The organism is Streptomyces sp. Y2F8-2, from assembly GCF_014905555.1.
GTDB classification, from domain to species: Bacteria; Actinomycetota; Actinomycetes; order Streptomycetales; family Streptomycetaceae; genus Streptomyces; species Streptomyces cynarae.
Genome location: NZ_BNGS01000003.1, coordinates 150,634 through 171,121, shown reverse-complemented (window position 1 = coordinate 171,121; position 20,488 = coordinate 150,634). Strand labels below are relative to the sequence as shown.

At 71.3% G+C, this 20,488-nt stretch carries 19 protein-coding genes and 1 tRNA gene; 5 read left to right on the top strand and 15 right to left on the bottom strand.

Annotated elements, in window-relative coordinates; all coding sequences use genetic code 11:
- Positions 1-147 precede the first annotated feature (147 nt).
- The gene (locus SY2F82_RS10740) at positions 148-1,731 is read right to left on the bottom strand and encodes an alpha/beta fold hydrolase (protein ID WP_200418796.1); all 1,584 of its coding nucleotides are present in this window, start codon (positions 1,729-1,731) and stop codon (positions 148-150) included.
- 453 nt (positions 1,732-2,184) lie between these two features.
- Positions 2,185-2,266, bottom strand: a tRNA-Tyr gene (locus SY2F82_RS10735).
- Positions 2,267-2,490: 224 nt separating this feature from the next.
- Between SY2F82_RS10735 and SY2F82_RS10730 the strand changes: the two genes are divergently transcribed.
- A complete protein-coding gene (locus SY2F82_RS10730; RefSeq protein WP_200418795.1) occupies positions 2,491-2,979 on the top strand; it encodes a YajQ family cyclic di-GMP-binding protein in 489 nt (162 codons plus the stop codon).
- Between the two features lie 83 nt (positions 2,980-3,062).
- On the opposite strand, the gene SY2F82_RS10725 is transcribed toward SY2F82_RS10730, so the two are convergent.
- On the bottom strand, positions 3,063-3,329 hold the full coding sequence (locus tag SY2F82_RS10725; protein WP_200418794.1) for a GlsB/YeaQ/YmgE family stress response membrane protein: 267 nt from the start codon (positions 3,327-3,329) through the stop codon (positions 3,063-3,065).
- Positions 3,330-3,512: 183 nt separating this feature from the next.
- Here SY2F82_RS10725 and SY2F82_RS10720 point away from each other — a divergent pair, with 183 nt between their 5' ends.
- Entirely contained in the window at positions 3,513-4,775 is a 1,263-nt protein-coding gene (locus SY2F82_RS10720; protein WP_200418793.1) for an APC family permease, read from the top strand.
- 95 nt (positions 4,776-4,870) lie between these two features.
- Here the strand turns inward: SY2F82_RS10720 and SY2F82_RS10715 are convergent, their stop codons facing one another.
- The 12 genes from SY2F82_RS10715 to SY2F82_RS10660 all read right to left on the bottom strand — a co-directional run bounded on the left by SY2F82_RS10715 (position 4,871) and on the right by SY2F82_RS10660 (position 16,260).
- Positions 4,871-5,263 (bottom strand): YccF domain-containing protein, encoded by a 393-nt coding sequence (locus SY2F82_RS10715; protein WP_200418792.1) that lies wholly within the window; start codon positions 5,261-5,263, stop codon positions 4,871-4,873.
- Entirely contained in the window at positions 5,260-6,123 is an 864-nt protein-coding gene (gene htpX, locus SY2F82_RS10710) for a zinc metalloprotease HtpX (RefSeq protein WP_200418791.1), read from the bottom strand. The genes SY2F82_RS10715 and htpX overlap by 4 nt, the downstream gene beginning before the upstream one ends.
- 218 nt (positions 6,124-6,341) lie before the next feature.
- On the bottom strand, positions 6,342-7,841 hold the full coding sequence (locus SY2F82_RS10705; RefSeq protein ID WP_200418790.1) for an NADH-quinone oxidoreductase subunit N: 1,500 nt from the start codon (positions 7,839-7,841) through the stop codon (positions 6,342-6,344).
- Positions 7,838-9,412, bottom strand: a complete 1,575-nt coding sequence (locus tag SY2F82_RS10700) for an NADH-quinone oxidoreductase subunit M (RefSeq protein WP_200418789.1) — start codon at positions 9,410-9,412, stop codon at positions 7,838-7,840. The genes SY2F82_RS10705 and SY2F82_RS10700 overlap by 4 nt, the downstream gene beginning before the upstream one ends.
- A gap of 6 nt (positions 9,413-9,418) precedes the next feature.
- The gene (locus tag SY2F82_RS10695; RefSeq protein WP_200418788.1) at positions 9,419-11,410 is read right to left on the bottom strand and encodes an NADH-quinone oxidoreductase subunit L; all 1,992 of its coding nucleotides are present in this window, start codon (positions 11,408-11,410) and stop codon (positions 9,419-9,421) included.
- Entirely contained in the window at positions 11,407-11,772 is a 366-nt protein-coding gene (gene nuoK / locus SY2F82_RS10690) for an NADH-quinone oxidoreductase subunit NuoK (protein WP_200418787.1), read from the bottom strand. The genes SY2F82_RS10695 and nuoK overlap by 4 nt, the downstream gene beginning before the upstream one ends.
- The gene (locus SY2F82_RS10685) at positions 11,772-12,404 is read right to left on the bottom strand and encodes an NADH-quinone oxidoreductase subunit J (RefSeq protein ID WP_200418786.1); all 633 of its coding nucleotides are present in this window, start codon (positions 12,402-12,404) and stop codon (positions 11,772-11,774) included. The genes nuoK and SY2F82_RS10685 overlap by 1 nt, the downstream gene beginning before the upstream one ends.
- A complete protein-coding gene (locus tag SY2F82_RS10680; RefSeq protein WP_236041415.1) occupies positions 12,401-12,958 on the bottom strand; it encodes a 4Fe-4S binding protein in 558 nt (185 codons plus the stop codon). Before SY2F82_RS10680 ends, SY2F82_RS10685 begins: the two co-directional genes overlap by 4 nt.
- A 110-nt stretch (positions 12,959-13,068) precedes the next feature.
- Positions 13,069-14,037 (bottom strand): complex I subunit 1 family protein, encoded by a 969-nt coding sequence (locus SY2F82_RS10675; protein ID WP_200418784.1) that lies wholly within the window; start codon positions 14,035-14,037, stop codon positions 13,069-13,071.
- Complete coding sequence (locus SY2F82_RS10670; protein ID WP_200418783.1) at positions 14,034-15,230, bottom strand: NADH-quinone oxidoreductase subunit C; 1,197 nt, start codon at positions 15,228-15,230, stop codon at positions 14,034-14,036. The genes SY2F82_RS10675 and SY2F82_RS10670 overlap by 4 nt, the downstream gene beginning before the upstream one ends.
- A complete protein-coding gene (locus SY2F82_RS10665; protein WP_200418782.1) occupies positions 15,227-15,868 on the bottom strand; it encodes an NADH-quinone oxidoreductase subunit B in 642 nt (213 codons plus the stop codon). Before SY2F82_RS10665 ends, SY2F82_RS10670 begins: the two co-directional genes overlap by 4 nt.
- Positions 15,859-16,260, bottom strand: coding sequence for an NADH-quinone oxidoreductase subunit A (locus tag SY2F82_RS10660; protein ID WP_103841246.1), 402 nt, complete (start codon positions 16,258-16,260; stop codon positions 15,859-15,861). Before SY2F82_RS10660 ends, SY2F82_RS10665 begins: the two co-directional genes overlap by 10 nt.
- Positions 16,261-16,621: 361 nt before the next feature.
- Here SY2F82_RS10660 and SY2F82_RS10655 point away from each other — a divergent pair, with 361 nt between their 5' ends.
- The 3 genes from SY2F82_RS10655 (at position 16,622) to SY2F82_RS10645 (ending at position 20,325) form a co-directional block, all read left to right on the top strand.
- Positions 16,622-17,818: a sensor histidine kinase gene (locus SY2F82_RS10655; protein ID WP_200418781.1), complete on the top strand. Its 1,197-nt coding sequence runs from the start codon at positions 16,622-16,624 to the stop codon at positions 17,816-17,818.
- Between the two features lie 140 nt (positions 17,819-17,958).
- Positions 17,959-19,308: a sensor histidine kinase gene (locus SY2F82_RS10650; protein ID WP_200418780.1), complete on the top strand. Its 1,350-nt coding sequence runs from the start codon at positions 17,959-17,961 to the stop codon at positions 19,306-19,308.
- A gap of 357 nt (positions 19,309-19,665) precedes the next feature.
- Positions 19,666-20,325 (top strand): response regulator transcription factor, encoded by a 660-nt coding sequence (locus tag SY2F82_RS10645; protein WP_308437764.1) that lies wholly within the window; start codon positions 19,666-19,668, stop codon positions 20,323-20,325.
- The last annotated feature ends 163 nt before the right edge of the window (positions 20,326-20,488 follow it).

The window sequence follows — 20,488 nt, the reverse complement described above, 5'->3', positions numbered from 1 at the left end:
CGGACACCACGGAGCAATCAACCGGCTGGTAGCTTCGTGGCTTTGCCACGGCAGCCTTCCTCGGCCGGCGGGGAAAGTCCTGGTCTCGTCGAGGGGCTCCGGCCGGGGTCGCCAGACCAGCCACACGTCCGAACCGGAACCGACATCTCAGCGTGTGGGCGCGCTCGTGACTCCGGCCGGGTGCGCCACGCCGCTCTCGTTGACGATGAAGTGTCCGCGCGCGGCGCCGTCGAAGGTCCCGTTTTTGATCCACTCGACCGCCGCTGCCTGGAAGGTGGCATGGGGGCCGAACCAGGGGCGGCCAGGACGCCCGCCATAGGGCGTTCCCGCCTCCGGTGTGCACCGCGGGCCGGAGCAGCCCTCAAGGTGCAGGGCGTGGCTCGCGCACTGAACCTGCACCAGCACCTTGTTCGCCACCGGAAGATTGCTGTAGATGGCGGTGGAGTTGCTCGGTGGAGCGAGCGTGTCGTCCAGACCGTGGATGACCAGAGCGGGTGTGGTCAGCTGCTGTGCGACGGTGGTGTTCCATCCGTAGCTGGAGAACGTCGGCGAGCGGACGAAGCCGGTCGGGTGGTCGGGGTCGTCCCCTCCCCAGGTGCTCCCCAGGCGGTCCTCCTCCACGTTCTGCGCCCGGAACTGCTCCGGACTGTCGGGGACGATGTGCCCGGTGCAGGCAGCGTCACGCCCGGGCGGCATCACCCAGGCCCCGCCGATCTGCGCCAGGGGGTTGAGGGCCAGCGGGAAGGACGTGAAGCCCCCTGGTGGCATTACGTCCTCGGTCGGTGTGCCGAAGAACGAATCCAGGAACACGGCGCGGTCGACCTTCGCGATGACGGCGGCGCTGTCGGGAAGGACCGGGTTGGCCGCATACAGCGTCCGGGCGACGAGCTGCCCGCCGAACGACCAGCCGATCAGGGTGACCTTGCCGTCCGACGGCTTCGCTCGTGCGATGGCGTCGTCGATGACCTGGCGGATGTCGCGAACCCACAGATCGGTGCGGCCGAAGCGATGGTTGCTTGAGTGCGCGCGCCGCTGCCCGTCGAGCGGGTTGTGCAACAGCAGTGTCCCCTGCTGGTCGAGCGGGAAGATCGGGATGTGGCTGCGGTCGCAGCCCTCGGGGTGGGCGCAGCTGCCGTCCGGAAGGAAGGGCCTGAGGCTGGCGTTGCCCGGATCGTCGAGGCCCGTGTTGAACCGTGTGGAGCGGCCGAAGCCGAGCAGGCTGGGGGCGAAGGTGTCGATTCCCGCCCGGGCGAGGACCCTCTGCGTGCTGAGCGTCCCGCCGCCGGGGGCGCGGTGTCGCAGGTCGAATACCGGCGGGCCGGGGAAGCTGCGGCCGTGGATCAGCACTGTGGCCCGGTTGGCCACGCTTGAGCACTTGCCATGGGCGTACACCGGCCGGACGCGGTGGACCTGGATCCTTGCCGGCTGCCCGTCGAATTGCGGGTCCGGCATCAGCCCGGGCGGCACCGTGAATCTGAGCCAGTGGTCGCTGACAGCGATGCTGGTCGGCGCCGTGTCGCAGCGCTTGACCGAAGAGCCGAGGCCACCAGCGGCCGTCGCGCTACCAGAGCCGAAAGCACCCGTGATCAAGCAGACCGACAGGAGGAACCGTCCCCCGTCGCGAGATACGGCCCTGCGGGCCACATGGTTGATGCGCTTGACCGGCCGTCCGCGACACAATCGCCGCAAAGCGAGGACCCGACCCTTCGCTCGAACGCTCTGCCAGGACACCAATGGGGCTGCTCCTTCCACAAGGAGGTGTCCCCTCGGGCGCGCTCCACGAGCGGCCTCGACCGCCTGGCGCAGGTTGTCGACGTGGGACACCGGCGCCCAGCCGACCACGTTCTCCCGGCGCCGACGCCCTGACACGCCCTGACATGATCCGTTCGAGCGAGCCGCGATGGGGCCCTCGACGGGGTGCCGTTTTACGAGCGGTGGAGCGAGGGGGATGCGGCCGACGAGAGCTGCTCGGGCGTGGGTGAGTCCCGGCGCCAGGTCGGTTGCCGCACCGAATGCGACGCGGGTGGGTGGCGGGGCGTTGAGGATGATCAAGGTCACGAAGCGCCGTACCACATGCGTGCCAGACGGGCGAGGAACCACGGGGAGGCCCGGGCAGAGTCAGCGGCTTGCAACAAGATCGGCCCCTGACCAAACTCACTGGTCAAGGGCCGATTGCCACTAGCGTGGCGGCGCCAGGATTCGAACCTGGGTAGGCATAGCCGACAGATTTACAGTCTGCTCCCTTTGGCCGCTCGGGCACACCGCCGGGGATTGCCGCCCTGGAGGCCGCTTTTCGGCGGTGCTCCCTGGCAACGACGTAAACGATACCTGATGCGGAGGGGTGCTTCGCCACCCGATAGATCGGCTACCTCGAGGGGAGGGGGTGGCTAGGCTTATGCGGATGCGGCCCGGTCGACGCCGGGCCTGGCGGCCGCGCTCCCGCACGCCGATACGCAGCCCTTTCCATCCCGATACAAGGAGCCACAGGACATGGCCGACTCCAGTTTCGACATCGTCTCGAAGGTCGAGCGGCAGGAGGTCGACAACGCCCTCAACCAGGCCGCCAAGGAGATCTCCCAGCGCTACGACTTCAAGAACGTCGGCGCCTCGATCGCCTGGTCAGGCGACAAGATCCTGATGCAGGCCAACTCCGAGGACCGGGTGAAGGCCGTCCTCGACGTCTTCGAGACCAAGCTGGTCAAGCGCGGCATCTCGCTGAAGTCGCTGGACGCCGGTGAGCCGCAGCTCTCCGGCAAGGAGTACAAGATCTTCGCGTCGATCCAGGAGGGCATCACCCAGGAGAACGCGAAGAAGGTGGCGAAGATCATCCGCGATGAGGGTCCCAAGGGCGTCAAGGCCCAGGTGCAGGGCGACGAACTGCGCGTCACCTCCAAGAGCCGGGACGACCTCCAGGCCGTGATCGCGCTGCTCAAGGGCAAGGACTTCGACTTCGCCCTGCAGTTCGTGAACTACCGGTAGGACCTCTTCCACGAGCGGGGTGGGCACCCGGAGCGCGGGGTGCCCACCCTTCTGTGCTGCTGGCCGCGGCTTCGGTGGCGCGTTCAGCGGCGGGAGTCGCCGAACAGGACGCGGTAGATGATCAGCAGCACGAGCGAGCCGCCGATCGCGGCCGCCCAGGTGGCACCGTCGTAGAAGTGCTTGGTGATCGGGTGGTGCAGCCAGCGGGCGGAGATCCAGCCGCCGATGAAGGCACCCGCGATGCCGATGAGGGTCGTACCGATGAAGCCGCCGGGGTCCTTGCCCGGCAGCAGGAACTTGGCGATGGCGCCTGCCAACAGCCCCAGGATGATCCAGCTGACGATGCCCATGCCGTGAACCTGCCTCTCCGCGCTGTGCCTGTGCTGTGTTCCTGCTCCGGCCAGGCTGTGTCATGCGTCGACGTTGTGTGTTTCTGCTGGTCACGCGCTCGTTCCTGAGTTCGTGGCGCGTCGTTGTCGGGGAGGACGCCTCCACGACGGCCGCCGGTTGCAGGGCTCAGTAGGGTTCCGTCCATGACACAGTCCGGGGCACAGGCGTCCGGTGGCGTGGGGCTGCGACGGACCCTCGGGGTCGGGGACGCCGTCGTCATCGGGCTCGGATCGATGGTCGGGGCGGGGATCTTCGCGGCCCTGGCCCCCGCGGCGCGAGCCGCCGGGTCCGGGCTGCTGGTGGGGCTGGCGGTCGCCGCCGTGGTCGCCTACTGCAACGCGACCTCCTCGGCACGGCTGGCCGCCCTGTATCCCGCCTCGGGCGGCACGTACGTGTACGGACGCGAGCGGCTCGGGGCGTTCTGGGGCTATCTGGCGGGCTGGTCGTTCGTCGTTGGCAAGACGGCTTCCTGCGCGGCGATGGCGCTGACCGTGGGCGCGTACGTCTGGCCGGGGCAGGCGCACGCGGTCGCGGTCGCGGCCGTGGTGGCACTGACCGCCGTGAACTACGGCGGCATGCAGAAGTCGGCCCTGCTGACGCGGCTGATCGTGGCGCTGGTCCTGGCCGTCCTCGCATCCGTGGTCGTCGTCTGTCTCGGGTCCGGTGCGGCCGACGCCTCACGGCTGGACGCGGGCGGCTCCGGCGGGGCCGGCGGGGTGCTGCAGGCGGCGGGGCTGCTGTTCTTCGCGTTCGCGGGGTACGCGCGGATCGCCACCCTCGGCGAAGAGGTGCGGGACCCGGCACGCACCATCCCGCGCGCGATCCCGCTGGCGCTGGGCATCACGCTGGTGGTGTACGCGGCGGTGGCTGTCGCTGTGCTGTCCGTGCTGGGTGCCGACGGGCTGGGGCGGACGGCGGCGCCGTTGGCCGAGGCGGTGCGGGCGGCGGGCGTGCCCGGTCTCGTGCCGGTGGTGCGAGTCGGCGCCGCGGTGGCCGCGCTGGGCTCGCTGCTGGCGCTCATCCTGGGCGTCTCCCGGACCACGCTGGCCATGGCCCGCGACCGGCATCTGCCGGGCGCCCTGGCCGCCGTGCATCCGCGGTTCCAGGTGCCGCACCGGGCCGAGCTGGCCGTCGGTGCCGTGGTGGCCGCGCTCGCCGCGACGGTGGACGTGCGGGGCGCGATCGGGTTCTCGTCCTTCGGGGTGCTGGCCTACTACGGGATCGCCAACGCCTCCGCGTGGACCCTGAGTTCGGCGCCGGCTTCGCGCGTCGCACCGGCGGTCGGGCTCCTCGGCTGCGTCACGCTGGCGTTCGCGCTGCCCGGGGTGTCCACGGCCGTGGGGGCGGCTGTGCTGGGCCTGGGCGTGGTGGCGTACGCCGTACGACGGTGGGTGCCCGGGCGGTAGCCGCCGGGCCGGGCTGCGGGCGGTGGCCGGACGACAGCCGCCGGCCCGCGCCGCAGACGGGCGATCCGGAGTCCGTCCCTGCTGCCGCGCGCCCGTCAGCGCGTCGCGAAAGGCTGGTCCGTCGGCACGATGTCGCGGCCCAGCGGCAGCAGCGAGACCGGGATCAGCTTGAAGTTCGCGATGCCGAACGGGATTCCGATGATGGTGACGCACAGGGCGATGCCCGTGACGATGTGGGCGAGGGCCAGCCACCAGCCGGCCAGGACGAGCCACAGGACGTTGCCGATGCAGGACGGCGCGCCCGCGTCCCGGCGCTCGACCGTCGTACGGCCGAAGGGCCACAGGGCGTAGACACCGATACGAAAGGCAGCGATGCCGAACGGAATGCCGATGATCGTGACGCACAGCAGGACGCCCGCGAACAAGTAGCCGAGGAACAGCCAGAAGCCGCTCAGCACCAGCCAGATGACGTTCAGGATTGTCTTCACCGGTAGCGACCTGCCATCTGCTCGAGCCGGGCGATGCGCTCCGCCATCGGCGGGTGGGTGGAGAACATCTTGGACAGCCCCTGGCCGGGGCGGAAGGGGTTGGCGATCATCATGTGGCTCGCCGTCTCGATCCGCGGCTCGGACGGCAGCGGCAGCTGCTGAGTGCCCGTCTCCAGCTTGCGCAGGGCGCTCGCGAGGGCCAGGGGGTCGCCGGTGAGCTGGGCGCCGGACGCGTCCGCCTCGTACTCCCTGGAGCGGCTGATGGCGAGCTGGATGAGGGATGCGGCGAGCGGGCCCAGGAGCATGATCAGCAGGAAGCCGAGCAGGCCCGGGCCGTCGTCGTCGTCGGAGCGGCCGACCGGGATCAGCCAGGCGAAGTTCACCAGAAACATGATCACCGAGGCGAGGGCGCCGGCGACCGACGAGATGAGGATGTCGCGGTTGTAGACGTGGCTGAGTTCGTGTCCGATGACGCCCCTCAGCTCGCGCTCGTCGAGGAGCCGGAGGATGCCCTCGGTGCAGCACACGGCCGCGTTGCGCGGGTTGCGGCCGGTCGCGAAGGCGTTCGGCGCTTCCGTCGGCGAGATGTAGAGGCGGGGCATGGGCTGGCGGGCCTGGTTGGAGAGCTCGCGGACCATGCGGTACAGGGCGGGGGCCTCGAACTCGCTCACCGGGCGGGCGCGCATCGCGCGTAGAGCCAGTTTGTCGCTGTTCCAGTACGCGTACGCGTTCGTGCCGATGGCGACGAGGAGCGCGACGATCAGGCCCGTACGCCCGAAGAAGCTGCCGATGACGATGATGAGTGCGGACAGTCCCCCGAGGAGTACTGCGGTCCTGAGCCCGTTGTGCCGGCGGTGCACGGTACGCCCTCCAAGTGGTGCGGCAGGGGAACCCTTTGTCTGCGAACTGCTTGTCGACTCCACTTCTCAGTGGACCTTCCCGCACTGGTCAACGCCAGGCGGGCGGCGCTAGTTCCCTGTGCGCGGGCTCCGGAGTGCATGGGCCGTCCGGGTGAGGCGGCGGCATCCGGCACGCGTGTGTGCCGGATGCCGGGTGCCCACGCGCGTGCGTGCCCCGGTCAGAAGAGCGCGGTGGCCGAGAAGCGGAGGACCAACTGGGGGGCTCCCGACAGGGCGACGCCCAGCACGGCCGTCAGGGTGAGGGCGGCCGTGAGCGGGGCCGGGACGCGGTGCTTCTCCTGCTCCCCCTCGGGGGCGCGGAAGAGCAGGGCCGTCCACTGGAGGTAGTAGAAGAGGGCGATCACCACGTTGACCGCCATGACCACGGCGAGCCAGCCGAGCCCGGCGTCGACGGCCGCGGAGAAGACGGTGACCTTCGCGAAGAGGCCGATGACGCCGGGCGGCAGCCCTGCCAGGCACAGCAGGAAGAACGCCAGGAGCAGCGCGGCGAGGGGGTTCGAGGCGTGGAGTCCGCGGTAGTCGGTGAGGCGGTTCAGGGCCCTGGTACGGCCCACGAGGGCCGCCACGGCGAAGGCGCCGAGGTTCACCGCGGCGTACATGAGGGCGTACGCCACGGTGGAACCGATCGCTTTCTGGGCGTCCTTGGAGTAGCCGGCGGCCGCGATCGGTACGAGGAGGTAGCCGGCCTGGCCGACGGAGGACCAGGCGAGCAGGCGTACGGCGCTGTACGCGCGCGTGGCCTGCTGCCGCAGCGCGCCGACGTTGCCGACGGTCATGGTGAGGGCGGCCAGTGCGGCCAGTGCGGGGCCCCAGGCGTCGGAGTAGGACGGGAGGGCGACGACGGTGACGAGGATCAGGCCGGAGAAGCCGACCGCCTTGCCGACGACGGACAGGTAGGCGGCGACCGGGAGGGGCGCGCCCACATAGGTGTCGGGCACCCAGAAGTGGAATGGGACGGCGGCCGTCTTGAAGGCGAAGCCGACGAGGGTGAGGACGACGCCTGTCTGGGTGAGCGTGTGGAGTTGCCCGTTCACGTGCTGGATCCGGTCGGCGACCTGGGTGAGGTACAGGGTGCCGGTGGAGGCGTACACGAAGCTGATGCCCATGAGGCTGACCGCGGTCGCGGTGACCGACGACAGGAAGAACTTCAGGGCGGCTTCGGAGGACTTCTTGTCGCCGTGCCGGATGCCCACGAGGGCGAACGCGGGCAGGGAGGCGACCTCCAGGGCGACGACGAGGGTGGCCAGGTCGCGGGAGGCGGGCAGCAGGGCTGCACCGGCGGCGGAGGACAGCAGCAGGAACCAGAACTCCCCCTCGGGGACGTCCTTCCTGGCGTCCTTGAGCGCGGTGACCGACAGCAGGGCGGCGAGGAGGGCGCCGCCGAGGACGAGGAACTGGATGACGAGGGTGAAACGGTCCGCCGTGTAACTGCACACCTGCGGGCTGCCGGTCAGGCAGAAGGTGGCGCGGTCGCCGTCCAGGAGGGGCAGCAGCATGAGGATCGCGGCGGCCAGTCCGGCGATCGACGCCCAGCCGAGGAGGGCCTTGTGCCGCTCGTCGATGAAGAGGTCGGCGACGAGGACGAGGAGTCCGACGGCCGCCGCGAGGGTGGGCGGTGCGATCGCCAGCCAGTCGACGGACTGGACGAGGGAGCTCATCGGGTGCCTCCTGCGAGGAGCTGCTGCACGGCCGGGTCGGTCAGGCCGAGGAGTGCCCTGGGCCACAGGCCGGCGAGGACGGTGAGGACGACGAGCGGCGTCCAGGCCGCGAATTCGTACGTGTGGACGTCGGCGAGCTCGGGAGTCTCCTGGGGTACGGCTCCCATGCACACGCGCCGCACCACGATGAGCATGTACGCGGCGGTGAGCAGCGTGCCGAACGCGGCGATCGCCATGAAGGTGAGGAAGGCGGGGCGGCTGAGGTCGGCGGCGGGCTTGAACGCGCCGAACATCGCGAGCATCTCGCCCCAGAACCCGGCGAGGCCCGGCAGGCCGAGCGAGGCGACGGCGCCGAAGGCCAGGAGGCCGCCGAGGCGGGGCGCCTTGCCGTAGAGGGCGGCACCGGTCTTCTCGGCCAGGGCGTCGAGGTCGGTGGTGCCGGTGCGGTCCTTCAGCGCGCCGACCAGGAAGAACAGCAGGCCGGTGATGAGGCCGTGGGCGATGTTGGCGAACAGCGCGCCGTTGACACCGGTCGGGGTGGTCGTCGCGATGCCGAGCAGTACGAAGCCCATGTGGCCGACGGAGGAGTAGGCGATGAGCCGCTTGAGGTCGCCCTTCGCGCCTCGCTTGGCGAGGGCGAGGCAGGCGAGGGATCCGTAGATGATCCCTACGACGGCGAAGGCGGCCAGGTAGGGCGCGAAGGTGTGGAAGCCGTGGGGCGCCACCGGAAGGAGAATCCGCACGAACCCGTACGTGCCCATCTTCAGCAGCACGCCGGCCAGCAGGACCGAGCCGACGGTCGGTGCCGCGGTGTGGGCGTCGGGCAGCCAGCTGTGCAGCGGCCACATCGGTGCCTTGACCGCTAGCCCGATCCCCACCGCCAGAACGGCGATGACCTGCACGGATGTGGTGAGCGACCGGCCGTTGTCAGTGGCGAGTGCCACCATGTCGAACGTGCCCGCCTTGAGTCCGATCAGGAGCAGGCCGAGCAGCATGACGACGGAGCCGAGCAGCGTGAAGAGGATGAATCGCCACGCGGCCCGGGTCCGGCCCTCGCCGCCCCAGCGGGCGATGAGGAAGTACATCGGGATGAGGACCATCTCGAAGGCGAGGAAGAACAGCAGCAGGTCGAGGACGGCGAAGGTCGCGAGGGTGCCGGACTCGAGGACGAGCAGCAGGGCGACGAAGGCCTTGGGGGACGGGCCCGAAGGCATCTTGAAGTACGAGTAGAGCGCGCAGAGGAAGGTCAGCAGCGCGGTCAGCACCAGAAGGGGGAGGGAGATGCCGTCGATGCCGAGGTGGATGCGCACGTCGAGTGCGGGGATCCAGCTGATGTCGGTGCTGGCCTGCATCGTCGACGGGTGGTCGTGGTCGAAGCCGAGCGCGAGGGCGATCGCGGCGATGAGCACGGCGCCGGTGACGGTCACGCCGTGCCGCAGCACGGCCTGCCCGGGCGACTTCCCCTTCAGCCCGGGCGGGGCCGGGAGGAGGGCGGCGAGCGCGCCGATGAGCGGCGCGACGACGACGAATGCCAGAAGGAACTGCATCACGGACTCGCTGATATCGATCACGCCGGCTCACGCTCCCGTGGCGACGAGGAGGGCGGCCACCGCCAGGACGACGGTGCCGGCGAGCAGCGCGCTCACATAGGTCTGCACGTTGCCGGTCTGGGCGCGCCGCACGGCGGCCCCGAGCAGGCGGGGGACGGCGCCCGCGCCGCGTACGTAGGTCTCGACGACCTCCCGGTCCAGGAACTGCACGAGGCTCGCCCCGGCCCTGACGGGACGGACGAAGAGCCAGTCGTAGACGGCGTCCAGGTGGAAGCCCTCGGCCGCGTGGCGGTGCAACGGGCCGAGCAGGAGGCGCCCCGGGTCCGCGGGGTCGGGCGCGTAGGCGATGTCGCCGTACGCGGGCACATGGCTTGCGATCGCCTCGGCCTCGACCAGCCCGGCGTCCGCATCGGGGTGGGCCGCGACGGCACCCAGCGGGACGCGGTCCGCGAGTGCGGTGGTGTGCCGCCAGGCGCCGTAGGTCACGAGTGCGCCGACCAGGGCGAGGCCCGTGCCGAGGACGGAAGTGGTGAGCGTCGGCGTCAGGGAGCGTCCGTCGAACCAGTCGGGCAGGACGCGGTAGGCGAGGCCGAACGCGATCGACGGGGCGGCGAGCACCCACAGCACGGCGTTCATGACCAGCGGCTGCCTGCCGTGGTCGGGGGCCTTGGCTCCGTGGCCGCGGAAGGCGAGCAGCCACAGCCGGGTCGCGTACGCGGCGGTGAGCAGGGCCGTGACCAGACCGGTGACGAGCACGATCCAGCCCGCGGCTCCGGGGGCGTGTTCGGTGTGGCCGGTGGCGACGTGCTCGGCGGCGCCAAGGACGGACTCCTTGGAGAAGAAGCCGGAGAAGGGGGGGATCGCGGCGAGCGCGAGGAGCGCCACGGTCATCGTCCAGAAGGCGTCGGGGATGCGGTCGCGCAGGTCCCTCATGCGGGACATGGCGGCCAGCGAGTTGGTTCCGGCGGCGTGGATGATCACGCCGGCGGCGAGGAACAGCAGCGCCTTGAAGGCGCCGTGGGACAGGAGGTGGAAGACGGCGGCACCGCGGTCGCCGACGGCGAGGGCGCCGGTCATGTAGCCGAGCTGGCCGATCGTCGAGTAGGCGAGGACGCGCTTGATGTCGTCCTGGGCGAGCGCGGCGAGTGCCGAGCCGGCCATGGTGACGGCGGCCATCACGGCGAGGACGACCATGGCGGCCGAGGAGGCCTGGAAGACCGGGAGGAGCCGGGCGATGAAGTAGACACCGGCGGCGACCATCGTCGCGGCGTGGATCAGCGCGGAGACGGGCGTCGGGCCCGCCATCGCGTCGGGGAGCCAGGTGTGCAGCGGGAACTGCGCCGACTTGCCCGCCACGCCGGCCAGGAGCAGCAGGGCGACCACGGTCGGGTGGTGCAGTCCGCCGCTCGCGACGGTGCCGAGGACGTGGGTGATGCGGAAGGAGCCGGCATCGGTGGCGAGCGCGAACAGCCCGATCAGGAAGGGGACGTCGCCGAGCTTGGTGACCAGGAAGGCCTTGAGGGAGGCGGCGCGGGCCTCCGGGGTCTCCCAGTAGTGGCCGACGAGGAAGTAGGAGCAGATGCCCATGACTTCCCAGCCGACCAGCAGCACGATCAGGTCGCCCGAGTAGACGACGAGGAACATCGCGGAGGTGAACAGGGAGACGAGAGCGGCGTAGGAGGGGTAGCGCGGGTCGTCGCGCAGGTAGCCCGTCGAGTACAGCTGCACGCAGGTGGCGACGGTGCCGACCAGGACGGCGACGAGGGCGGCGAAGCCGTCGATGTGCAGGGCGAGTTCGATCGGGACCGAGCCGGTGGGGGTGAGCTCGGTGGCGGCATCGAGGGCCCGGCCTCCGCCCTGGCGGGCGGCCACCAGCACGGCGAGGACGAGTGAGGCGAGGGTCGGCAGGACGGCGAGCGGGCGGACCGATCCGGGGACCGTGCGGCCGAGGAGCAGGCCTGCCGCCGCTCCGAGGAACGGAAGGAGGGGTACGAGGACGGCGAGGGTGGTCGTGGTCACGCGGTGGCCTCAGCCTTCTCAGCCGCAGGGGTCTCGCCGTCGTGGCCCTCGGCGGTGTCGCGGAGCCGGTCGATGTCCGAGGTGCCGCGGTTGCGGTACACGGCGAGGACGATGGCGAGGCCGATGCCGATCTCGGCGGCGGCGATGGCGATGGTGAACAGGGTCAGGGCCTGTCCGGAGTGCAGCGTCTCGCGGGCGGCACGGCTCAGCCAGACGTCGAAGGCGACGAGGTTGAGGTTGACGGCGTTGAGCATCAGCTCGACCGACATCAGGACGAGGATCGCGTTGCGGCGGGCGAGGACGCCGTACAGGCCCGCGCAGAACAGGAGGGCGGAGAGCACGGCGGGATAGGCGAGGTGCATCAGCGGACGCCTTCCTTCTCGCTCCGGGTGTCCGGGGTGGCCGGGGCGTTCGCGGGGGTGGCCGCCGCCTCCGCCTTCGCCTTGCGGGACAGGACGATCGCGCCGACCAGTGCGGCGAGGAGGAGGACGGAGAGGGCCTCGAAGGGGAGGACCCAGTTCTGGAAGAGGCTCGCGCCGGTGACCTTGGTGGAGCCGGAGGCGGCGCCGCCCAGGTCGATCCAGGTCGTGCGGAAGGCGTCGACGACCACCCACACCAGGGCGGCCGCAGCGGCGACGGCCACGGTGAGCGCCGCCCAGCGGTTGCCGGAGTCGGCGTCCGGGGAGCGGCCGATGGGGGCCTTGGTGAGCATCAGACCGAACAGGAGGAGGACGACGACGGAGCCGACGTAGATGAGGACCTGCACCCAGGCGATGAACTCGGCGGTGAGCAGGAGGTACTCGACGGCGAGCCCGCCAAGGGTGACCACGAGCCACAGGGCGGCGTGCACCAGCTGCCGGGTGGTGACGGTGACCAGGGCGGCGCCGAAGGTGACCAGACCGACGAGGAGGAAGGCGATCTCGACGCCGGTCGGGGAGAGGAAGCCGTGCGAGGCCGCGGCGGCGGTGGTCAGCGCGGCGGAGGGGGTGTTCACGACTCTCCTCTCTGCGGCTCGGCGGGCTCTGCGTGATCTGTGGGCCCTGCGTGGTCTGCGGTCTCTGTGTGATCTGCGGGCTCGGCCTGCGCGGCGGCCAGCTTCTCGGCGGTCTTGCGGGCTGCCGCCATCTCCTTCGGCTCCTCGGCACCCGGGTCGAGGGCGGGCGGGGCCGGCACGGTCCACATCCACTCGCGGAGCTTGTCGCGCTCGTGGGTGAGGTCGCGGATGTCGGTCTCGGCGTACTCGAACTCCGGGGACCAGAACAGTGCGTCGAAGGGGCAGACCTCGATGCAGATGCCGCAGTACATGCAGAGGGAGAAGTCGATGGCGAAGCGGTCCAGGACGTTGCGGCTGCGTTCACGGCCGCCGGGGGCGGCGGGCGGGACCGTCTCCTTGTGGGAGTCGATGTAGATGCACCAGTCCGGGCACTCGCGGGCGCACAGCATGCAGACCGTGCAGTTCTCCTCGAACAGGCCGATGACACCGCGGCTGCGGGGCGGGAGCGCGGGCTGGGCGTCGGGGTACTGCTCGGTGACGGACTTCTTCGTCATCGTGCGGAGGGTGACGGCCAGGCCCTTGGCGAGACCGGAGCCGGGGATCGACAGGCGGGGCCGCCCGGAGGGCGTCGTTGCGGGGCGGTGGTCGGGCGACGGGCGGGACACTAGGAGATCACCACCTTGACGATGCCGGTGAGGGCGATCTGGGCGAGGGACAGGGGGATGAGGAGGGTCCAGGAGAGCTTCTGGAGCTGGTCCTCGCGCAGCCGGGGGTAGGTGACGCGCAGCCAGATGACGACGAAGGCGAGGATCGCGGTCTTCAGCAGCGTCCAGAGCCAGCCGAGGCCGTCGGCGCCCCATGGGCCGTGCCAGCCGCCCAGGAAGAGGACGGTGGTCAGTCCGCACAGGACGATGATCCCGGCGTACTCGGCGAGGAGGAACAGGGCGAAACGGAGGCCGGTGTACTCGGTGTACGCGCCGAAGATGATCTCCGAGTCGGCGACGGGCATGTCGAAGGGCGGGCGTTGCAGCTCGGCGAGGCCGGCGACGAAGAAGACGATCGCGCCGACGATCTGCCAGGGCAGCCACCACCAGTGGAAGGCGTCGAGGATGCCGGGGAGCGAGACGGTGCCCGCCGCCATGGCCACCGAGGCGGCGGCGAGCAGCATGGGGAGTTCGTAGGCGAGGAGCTGGGCGGCGGTGCGGAGGCCGCCGAGGAGGGAGAACTTGTTGGCGGAGGCCCACCCCGCCATGAGGGAGCCGAGGACGCCGACGCCCATGACCGCGAGGACGAAGAAGATGCCCGCGTCGACGACCTGGCCGACGGCACCCTCGCTCGGGCCGATCGGGATGGCGAGGAGGACGAGGAGGTACGGCAGCAGGGCCACGGCGGGGGCCAGCTGGAAGATACGGCGGTCCGCGCCCGCCGGGACGACGTCCTCCTTCTGCGCGAACTTCACGCCGTCGGCGACGAGCTGGGCCCAGCCGTGGAAGCCGCCCGCGTACATGGGGCCGAGGCGGCCCTGCATATGGGCCATGACCTTGTGTTCGGTCTGGCCGACGATCAGGGGGAAGGTGAGGAAGACGACGAACACGACGAGGAGTCGCAGGCCGACGTCGAGAGCGCCGTTCACTGCGTGCCTCCTGTGGGGTCGTCGGGGTTCGGGGACTTCTTCGGGGACTTCGGGGACTCGGGGGTCTGCTGCGCGCCGTCGGGCCGGGTGTCGCCGGGACGGGCTTCGCCACGGTGGGCTTCGCCGCCGGTCGCGTCGGGCTCCGCCGCGGGAGCGGTGTCGGCCTCCGCAGCTCGGGGCGCGGGGCTCGCGGGTTCGGTCGCGGGCTTGTCCGGTTCGGTCGCGGGCTTCGCCGGACGCTCCGGGGCGGCGGGCTCCGGCTCGTCGAAGGCCGGGCGGGCGTGGTGCCAGGGGGCGTCCGAGCTGCGGGGGGCGGGGGCGGGCCTCCGGGGCGTGCCCTCGGCTGCCGGGGCCTCGGCGCGCTGGGAAGCCGAACCCTCGGAGGCACTCCGCGCACGGCGCGGCCCAGCGGAGGGAGCCGCCGGCTCGGCACCGCCCTCGGCCCGTTGCGAGGCCGAACCCTGCGACGCGCTGCGGGCACGCCGCGGCGGCGCCGTCTCCGCGGGCTCGCCTGCGGCGGGGGCCTGGCTCGCGGAGCCCTCCGTTGCCGTGCGGGTGCGGCGTACGGGGCGTTCGCCCGCCGCTCGGCCTGCGGCTCGGGCCGGGCGGGCGGGGGCCGGGGGGAGCTGGCCCTTGAGGGGGCCCCACTCGTTCGGGTCGGGGACGCCCGGGGGCAGCATCTGGCGGCGCTTGGGGCCACCATGGTCGGACTCGCCCGGTTCCTTCGCACCGGGCCATGCCTTGGCGACCCGGGCCGCCAGCACGAAGTCCTTGCGCAGCGGGTGGCCTTCGAAGCCCTCGGGCAGGAGCAGGTGGTCCAGCGCCGGGTGGCCCTCGAAGGTGATGCCGAACATCTCGTGGGTCTCGCGTTCGTGCCAGGCGGCGCCCGCGTAGACGTCCACGGCGGTGGGCAGGACCGGGGCCTCGTGCGGGACGGTCGTACGGACCAGGAGGCGGCGGACCGGGGAAAGGGCCACCACGTGGGCCGAGACGCGCAGGCCCGTGCCCGGTTCGTCGACCGCGCTCAGCCAGTCGAAGTACGTGCAGCCCAGCTCGTCGCGCGCGACCCGGAGCGCCTCGGTCCAGCCCGTCGGGGTCACGTCGACGGTCAGGACCTCGTACGACTCCTCGGCCGTGGCCTCGGGGCCGAAGAGATCCTCGGCGGACGCGGGCAGCCAGCCGACGGCGGTCATCGCCCCTCCCGCTGATCCTGTTCGGGGGCCGAGGACGGCGGCTGGACCAGGCCGCTCTGCAGGGCCGCGGTGGACGGCCGCGAGGAGCCGTACCGCTCCCCCAGCGACTCGCGCGCGATCTTCTCCTGGAGCTTGAGGATGCCCTGGAGCAGTGCCTCGGGACGCGGGGGGCAGCCGGGGACGTACACGTCCACCGGGATGATCTGGTCGACGCCCTTGGTGACGGAGTAGGAGTCCCAGTACGGGCCGCCGCAGTTCGAACATGCGCCGAACGAGATGACGTACTTCGGCTCGGGCATCTGCTCGTACAGGCGTTTGACGGCCGGGGCCATCTTGTCCGTGACCGTGCCGGACACCACCATCAGGTCGGCCTGGCGCGGGCCCGGCGCGAAGGGGATGACTCCCAGGCGGATGAAGTCGTGGCGGGCCATGGACGCGGCGATGAACTCGATCGCGCAGCAGGCGAGGCCGAAGTTGAAGACCCAGAGCGAGTAGCGGCGTCCCCAGTTCAGGATCACCTTCATCGGCTCCGGGGCGAGGCGGGCCAGTGCGCCCAGCCTCTTGGGCTCCGGAAGCAGCACAGGACCGGTGGCCTCGGTGGCCTCCGTGGCCTCGGTGGTCGAGGGGTTCACGTCCATGTCAGGACCCCCTTCTTGTACGCGTAGAGCAGTCCCACGGCCAGGAAGCCGAGGAAGACGAACATCTCCACGAGGGTGGTCGCTCCGTACCGCGGATCGGCGAAGACCGTGGCCCACGGGAAGAGGAAGATCGAGTCCACCGCGAAGATCACGTACAGGAACGCGTAGACGTAGTAGCGGACCTGCGTGTGGGCCCAGCCCTCGCCGACGGGGTCGACGCCGCACTCGTACGTCAGCAGCTTCTCCGGCGTGGGCACGACGGGGCGCAGCAGCCTGCCCGCGCCGAAGGCGACGGCGACGAAGAGCACGCCGACGACGGCGAGCAGCCCGACGACGGAGTAGGACTGGAAGTAGTCCGCCGCCACGACAGCGACGGCGGTCGGATGCGGCACGTCAGCCCCTCGCTCCCTGACCTCGTGACCCTGGTGAAATTGCTGTGATTCGACGATCTGTACGCACGGGAGTCTAGGCCCTGCTAAAGAGAGGGTAAGCAGCCCGTCGCTCCTCGAGATGCCCTGGTACGCACCTCACTCGCCGTACGGCTCGCATCACGTACCCCTGGCACGGCTCGGATCACCTCTCGCGACGGCCGGATCGGCGGAGGGTGGAGACACCCCGAGGCGGCCATGGCGGTCGGCCTCATGGTGCGACGGCGCGGGGCGCGGCAGCCTGGTCGGCCGGCTGGTCGGCCGGCTGGTCGGCTGGTCGGCCGGCCGACTGGCCGGGGCCATGAACGAATGAGGTCGGGGGGACATGACCGAACGCAGTAAGAGCCAGGGACTGCTGGACGGCGAGCGGCCGCCGCCGGTGCGCCTGGCCCTCGACGGGGCCACCTGGCGGGAGATCGCACATCTCCTGGCGAACCTGCCGATGTCGCTGATCGGGTTCACCTACGTGGTCACGGTGCTGTCCACAGGTGGGGCGCTGACGGTGACCGTGATCGGTATCCCGCTGCTCGCGGCCGGCCTGCTGGGCGCGCGGCAGCTGGGCAAGCTGGAGCGGGCGCGGGCCAGGGCGCTGCTCGGGGTGCGGGTGGAGGAGCCGACTCCGCTGACGCTGCGCAAGAGCGGCGGGATGGTGCAGTGGCTGTCGATGACGCTGAAGGACCCGGTGGGCTGGCGGACTCTCCTGTACGACTTCGTCCGGCTGCCCTGGGGGATCCTGAGCTTCACGGTGACGTTCATGTCGCTGTTCGTACTGTGGCCGGTTCTGCCGTTGCTCGCGCGCGGGCTCAGCAATGTGGACCGGGCGATGGTGCGCGGTCTGCTGTCCCCCTCCGACGAGCTGGAGCGGCGTATCGCCGAACTGGAGTCCGACCGTGGGGTGGTCGTGGACACGGCGGCGGCCGACCTGCGGCGCATCGAGCGCGACCTGCACGACGGGGCGCAGGCGCGCCTGGTGAACCTGGCGATGGGACTCGGCCTCGCGAAGGAGAAGCTGCTCGAGGACCCGGACTCGGCGGCGGCGATGGTCGACGAGGCGCACGGCGAGGTGAAGCTGGCTCTGCGGGAGCTGCGGGACCTCGCCCGCGGCATCCATCCGGCGGTCCTCACCGACCGCGGCCTCGACGCCGCGCTGTCGTCGGTCGCCACGCGCTGCACGGTGCCGGTGAAGGTCACCGTGGACCTCGATGCGAGACCGGCCGCGGCGATCGAGGGCATCGCCTACTTCACGGTCTCCGAGCTGTTGCAGAACATCAGCAAGCACAGCCGGGCCAGGTCCGCCTCCGTGGAGGTGTGGCGGGCGGACGAACGGCTGCTCATCCAGGTGTCGGACGACGGCCGCGGGGGCGCGCGCCTCGAGGGCGGCACGGGCATGGCAGGGCTCGCGGAGCGACTGGACGCGGTCGACGGCCTGTTCGTCGTCGACTCGCCGGTGGGCGGTCCGACGACGATCACGGCGGAGCTGCCGTGGCGGGACCGCGGGGACGAGGGACGGCGGCGAAGGTAGCGGAGAGACGTCCCGGGGCGTGTCCGGGGTGGGGAAAACCCCCGGATGAAGACGCCGACGCGCTGCATGGCCGGGCGGGCGCGGACACAGGAGGGTGGAGGCACGAACCGGGGTGGACGACCAGCAGAACGGACGAGCCGATGGCCACGCAGTACGGGCAGGGGTACGGAGAGTGGGGCGGCCCTGGATCCGAGGGAGCCGGGGGGCGGCCGCACCGGCTTCCGGTGGCGCTGCGGGCGCCGATCGAGGCGCGCAGCTGGGGCGAGTTCTGCTACCTGCTGCTGAACCTGCCGATCGGGATCGCGATGTTCACCTACGGCGTCACGATGTTCTCGATCGGGGCCGGGCTGCTGGTGACGTTCCTGGGCATCCCGGTGCTCGCGGCGGCGCTCGCCGGGTGCCGCGGGTTCGGGGCGCTGGAGCGGGCCAGGGCGCGGGGGCTGCTGGGGCTGGAGGTGGCCGCTCCCGAGCCGCTGCGGATGAACGGGCACGGGGCGATGGCGTGGATGGGGGCGATGCTCAAGAGCGGGACGTCGTGGCGGCACATGCTGTACTCGGTGCTGCATTTCCCGTGGGCGGTGTTCTCGTTCTCGGTGGGGGTGAGTTTCTGGACGTGCGGGTGGGCGCTGCTGACGTATCCGCTGTGGTTCTGGGTGTTCCCGGTGTACGTCGGTCAGGGCGGGATCCAGCTGTACGGCGACGAGACGCACCACGTGTACCTCGACAGCCCGTTCGAGATCACGGTGACCGCGCTGGTGGGGCTGCTGATCACACTGGCCACGCCCTGGATCGTCCGGGGGCTGACGACCGTGGACCGGCTGCTGGTGCACGGGCTGCTGGGGCCGTCGCGGTTGGCGACCCGGGTGGTGGAGCTGGAGTCGGACCGCGGGGCGGTGGTGGACACGGCGGCGGCGGATCTGCGGCGCATCGAGCGGGACCTGCACGACGGGGCACAGGCACGGCTGGTGGCGTTGGCCATGGACCTGGGGCTGGCGAAGGAGAAGCTCACGGAGGATCCGCAGGCGGCGGCGCGGATGGTGGAGGACGCGCACGGCGAGGTGAAGACGGCGCTGCAGGAGCTGCGGGACCTGGCCCGTGGGATCCATCCGGCGGTCCTCACCGACCGCGGCCTCGATGCCGCACTGTCGGCGGTGGCGTCGCGGTGCGCCGTGCCGGTGGAGGTGGAGGTGGACCTGCCGTCGCGGCCGGCGGCGGCGATCGAGGGGATCGCCTACTTCACGGTGTCGGAGCTGCTGCAGAACGTCAGCAAGCATGCGCGGGCGTCGCGGGCGGCGGTGGACGTGTGGCAGGCGGAGGACCGGCTTCTGCTGCAGGTGTCCGACGACGGGGTCGGGGGTGCCGACGCCTCCGGCGGGTCGGGGCTGGCAGGACTGGCGGGGCGGCTCGATGCGGTGGACGGGGTGCTGGTGGTGGATTCGCCGGTCGGGGGGCCCACGCGGATCACCGCGGAGTTGCCCTGGCGGGCGTAGGGCCCCCGGCGGTGCGGCACCGAACGGTTCCGCCCCCGCCGCCCTTACCCGTCCCCTCCCCGGGGCTCCGCCCCCGGCTCCCCCGCCGGGGACTGCGTCCCCTGGACCCCTGCCCGGGACACCGCCCCGCCCCACTGCCCGACTCGACGCCGCGCCCCCAGGCCTCGCCCATCGGCCTGTCGCCGCGCCCCCGAAGCACTGCTAGAGGGCCGAGCCCCACCCCCACCCCGCCCATCCGCCTGACACACCCCCCTTTCCCCCGCCGGCCACCCCGCGCAAGCCCCGATCCTGGAATGCTGGAGCCTGTCGTGCGGGTCGGAGACAGGTTGTGGGGGCCGGGGGATCGTGGAGGACAGGGTGCGGGTCGTCATCGCCGAGGATTCTGTGCTGCTCAGGGAGGGACTGACCCGGCTGCTGACCGACCGTGGGCATGACGTCGTCGCCGGTGTCGGGGACGCGGAGGCGCTGATCAAGACCATCACCGAGCTGGCGGACCAGGACGGGTTGCCCGATGTCGTCGTCGCCGACGTGCGGATGCCGCCGACCCACACGGACGAGGGCGTCCGGGCCGCGGTCCAGCTGCGCCGGGCGTATCCCGGACTCGGTGTCCTCGTGCTGTCGCAGTACGTGGAGGAGCGGTACGCCACCGAACTGCTGGCCGGTTCCAGTCGCGGCGTCGGCTATCTGCTCAAAGACAGGGTCGCCGAGGTGCGCGAGTTCGTGGACGCCGTCGTGCGGGTCGCAGAGGGAGGCACCGCACTGGACCCCGAGGTGGTCGCACAGCTGCTCGGGCGCAGCCGTAAGCAGGACGTGCTGGCGGCGCTCACCCCCCGGGAGCGGGAGGTTCTCGGGCTGATGGCCGAGGGGCGGACGAACTCCGCGATCGCCCGGCAGCTCGTCGTGAGCGACGGAGCCGTCGAGAAGCACGTCAGCAACATCTTCCTGAAGCTCGGTCTGTCCCCGAGTGACGGGGATCACCGGCGTGTTCTGGCCGTGCTCACCTATCTCAACTCCTGAACAGCTGAGACTGTGTCAGGCGGCGCTGCCGGATCCGGACACCACCGGGCTCCGGTGCCGCGTCCAGTCCGGCCCAAGGACGAGCAGGGAGCCTTTTCACGAGCAGCACCCGGGGGGCGAGCGAACAAATGATGACAAGTCGGGGCGCCCGACCGTCTCACGA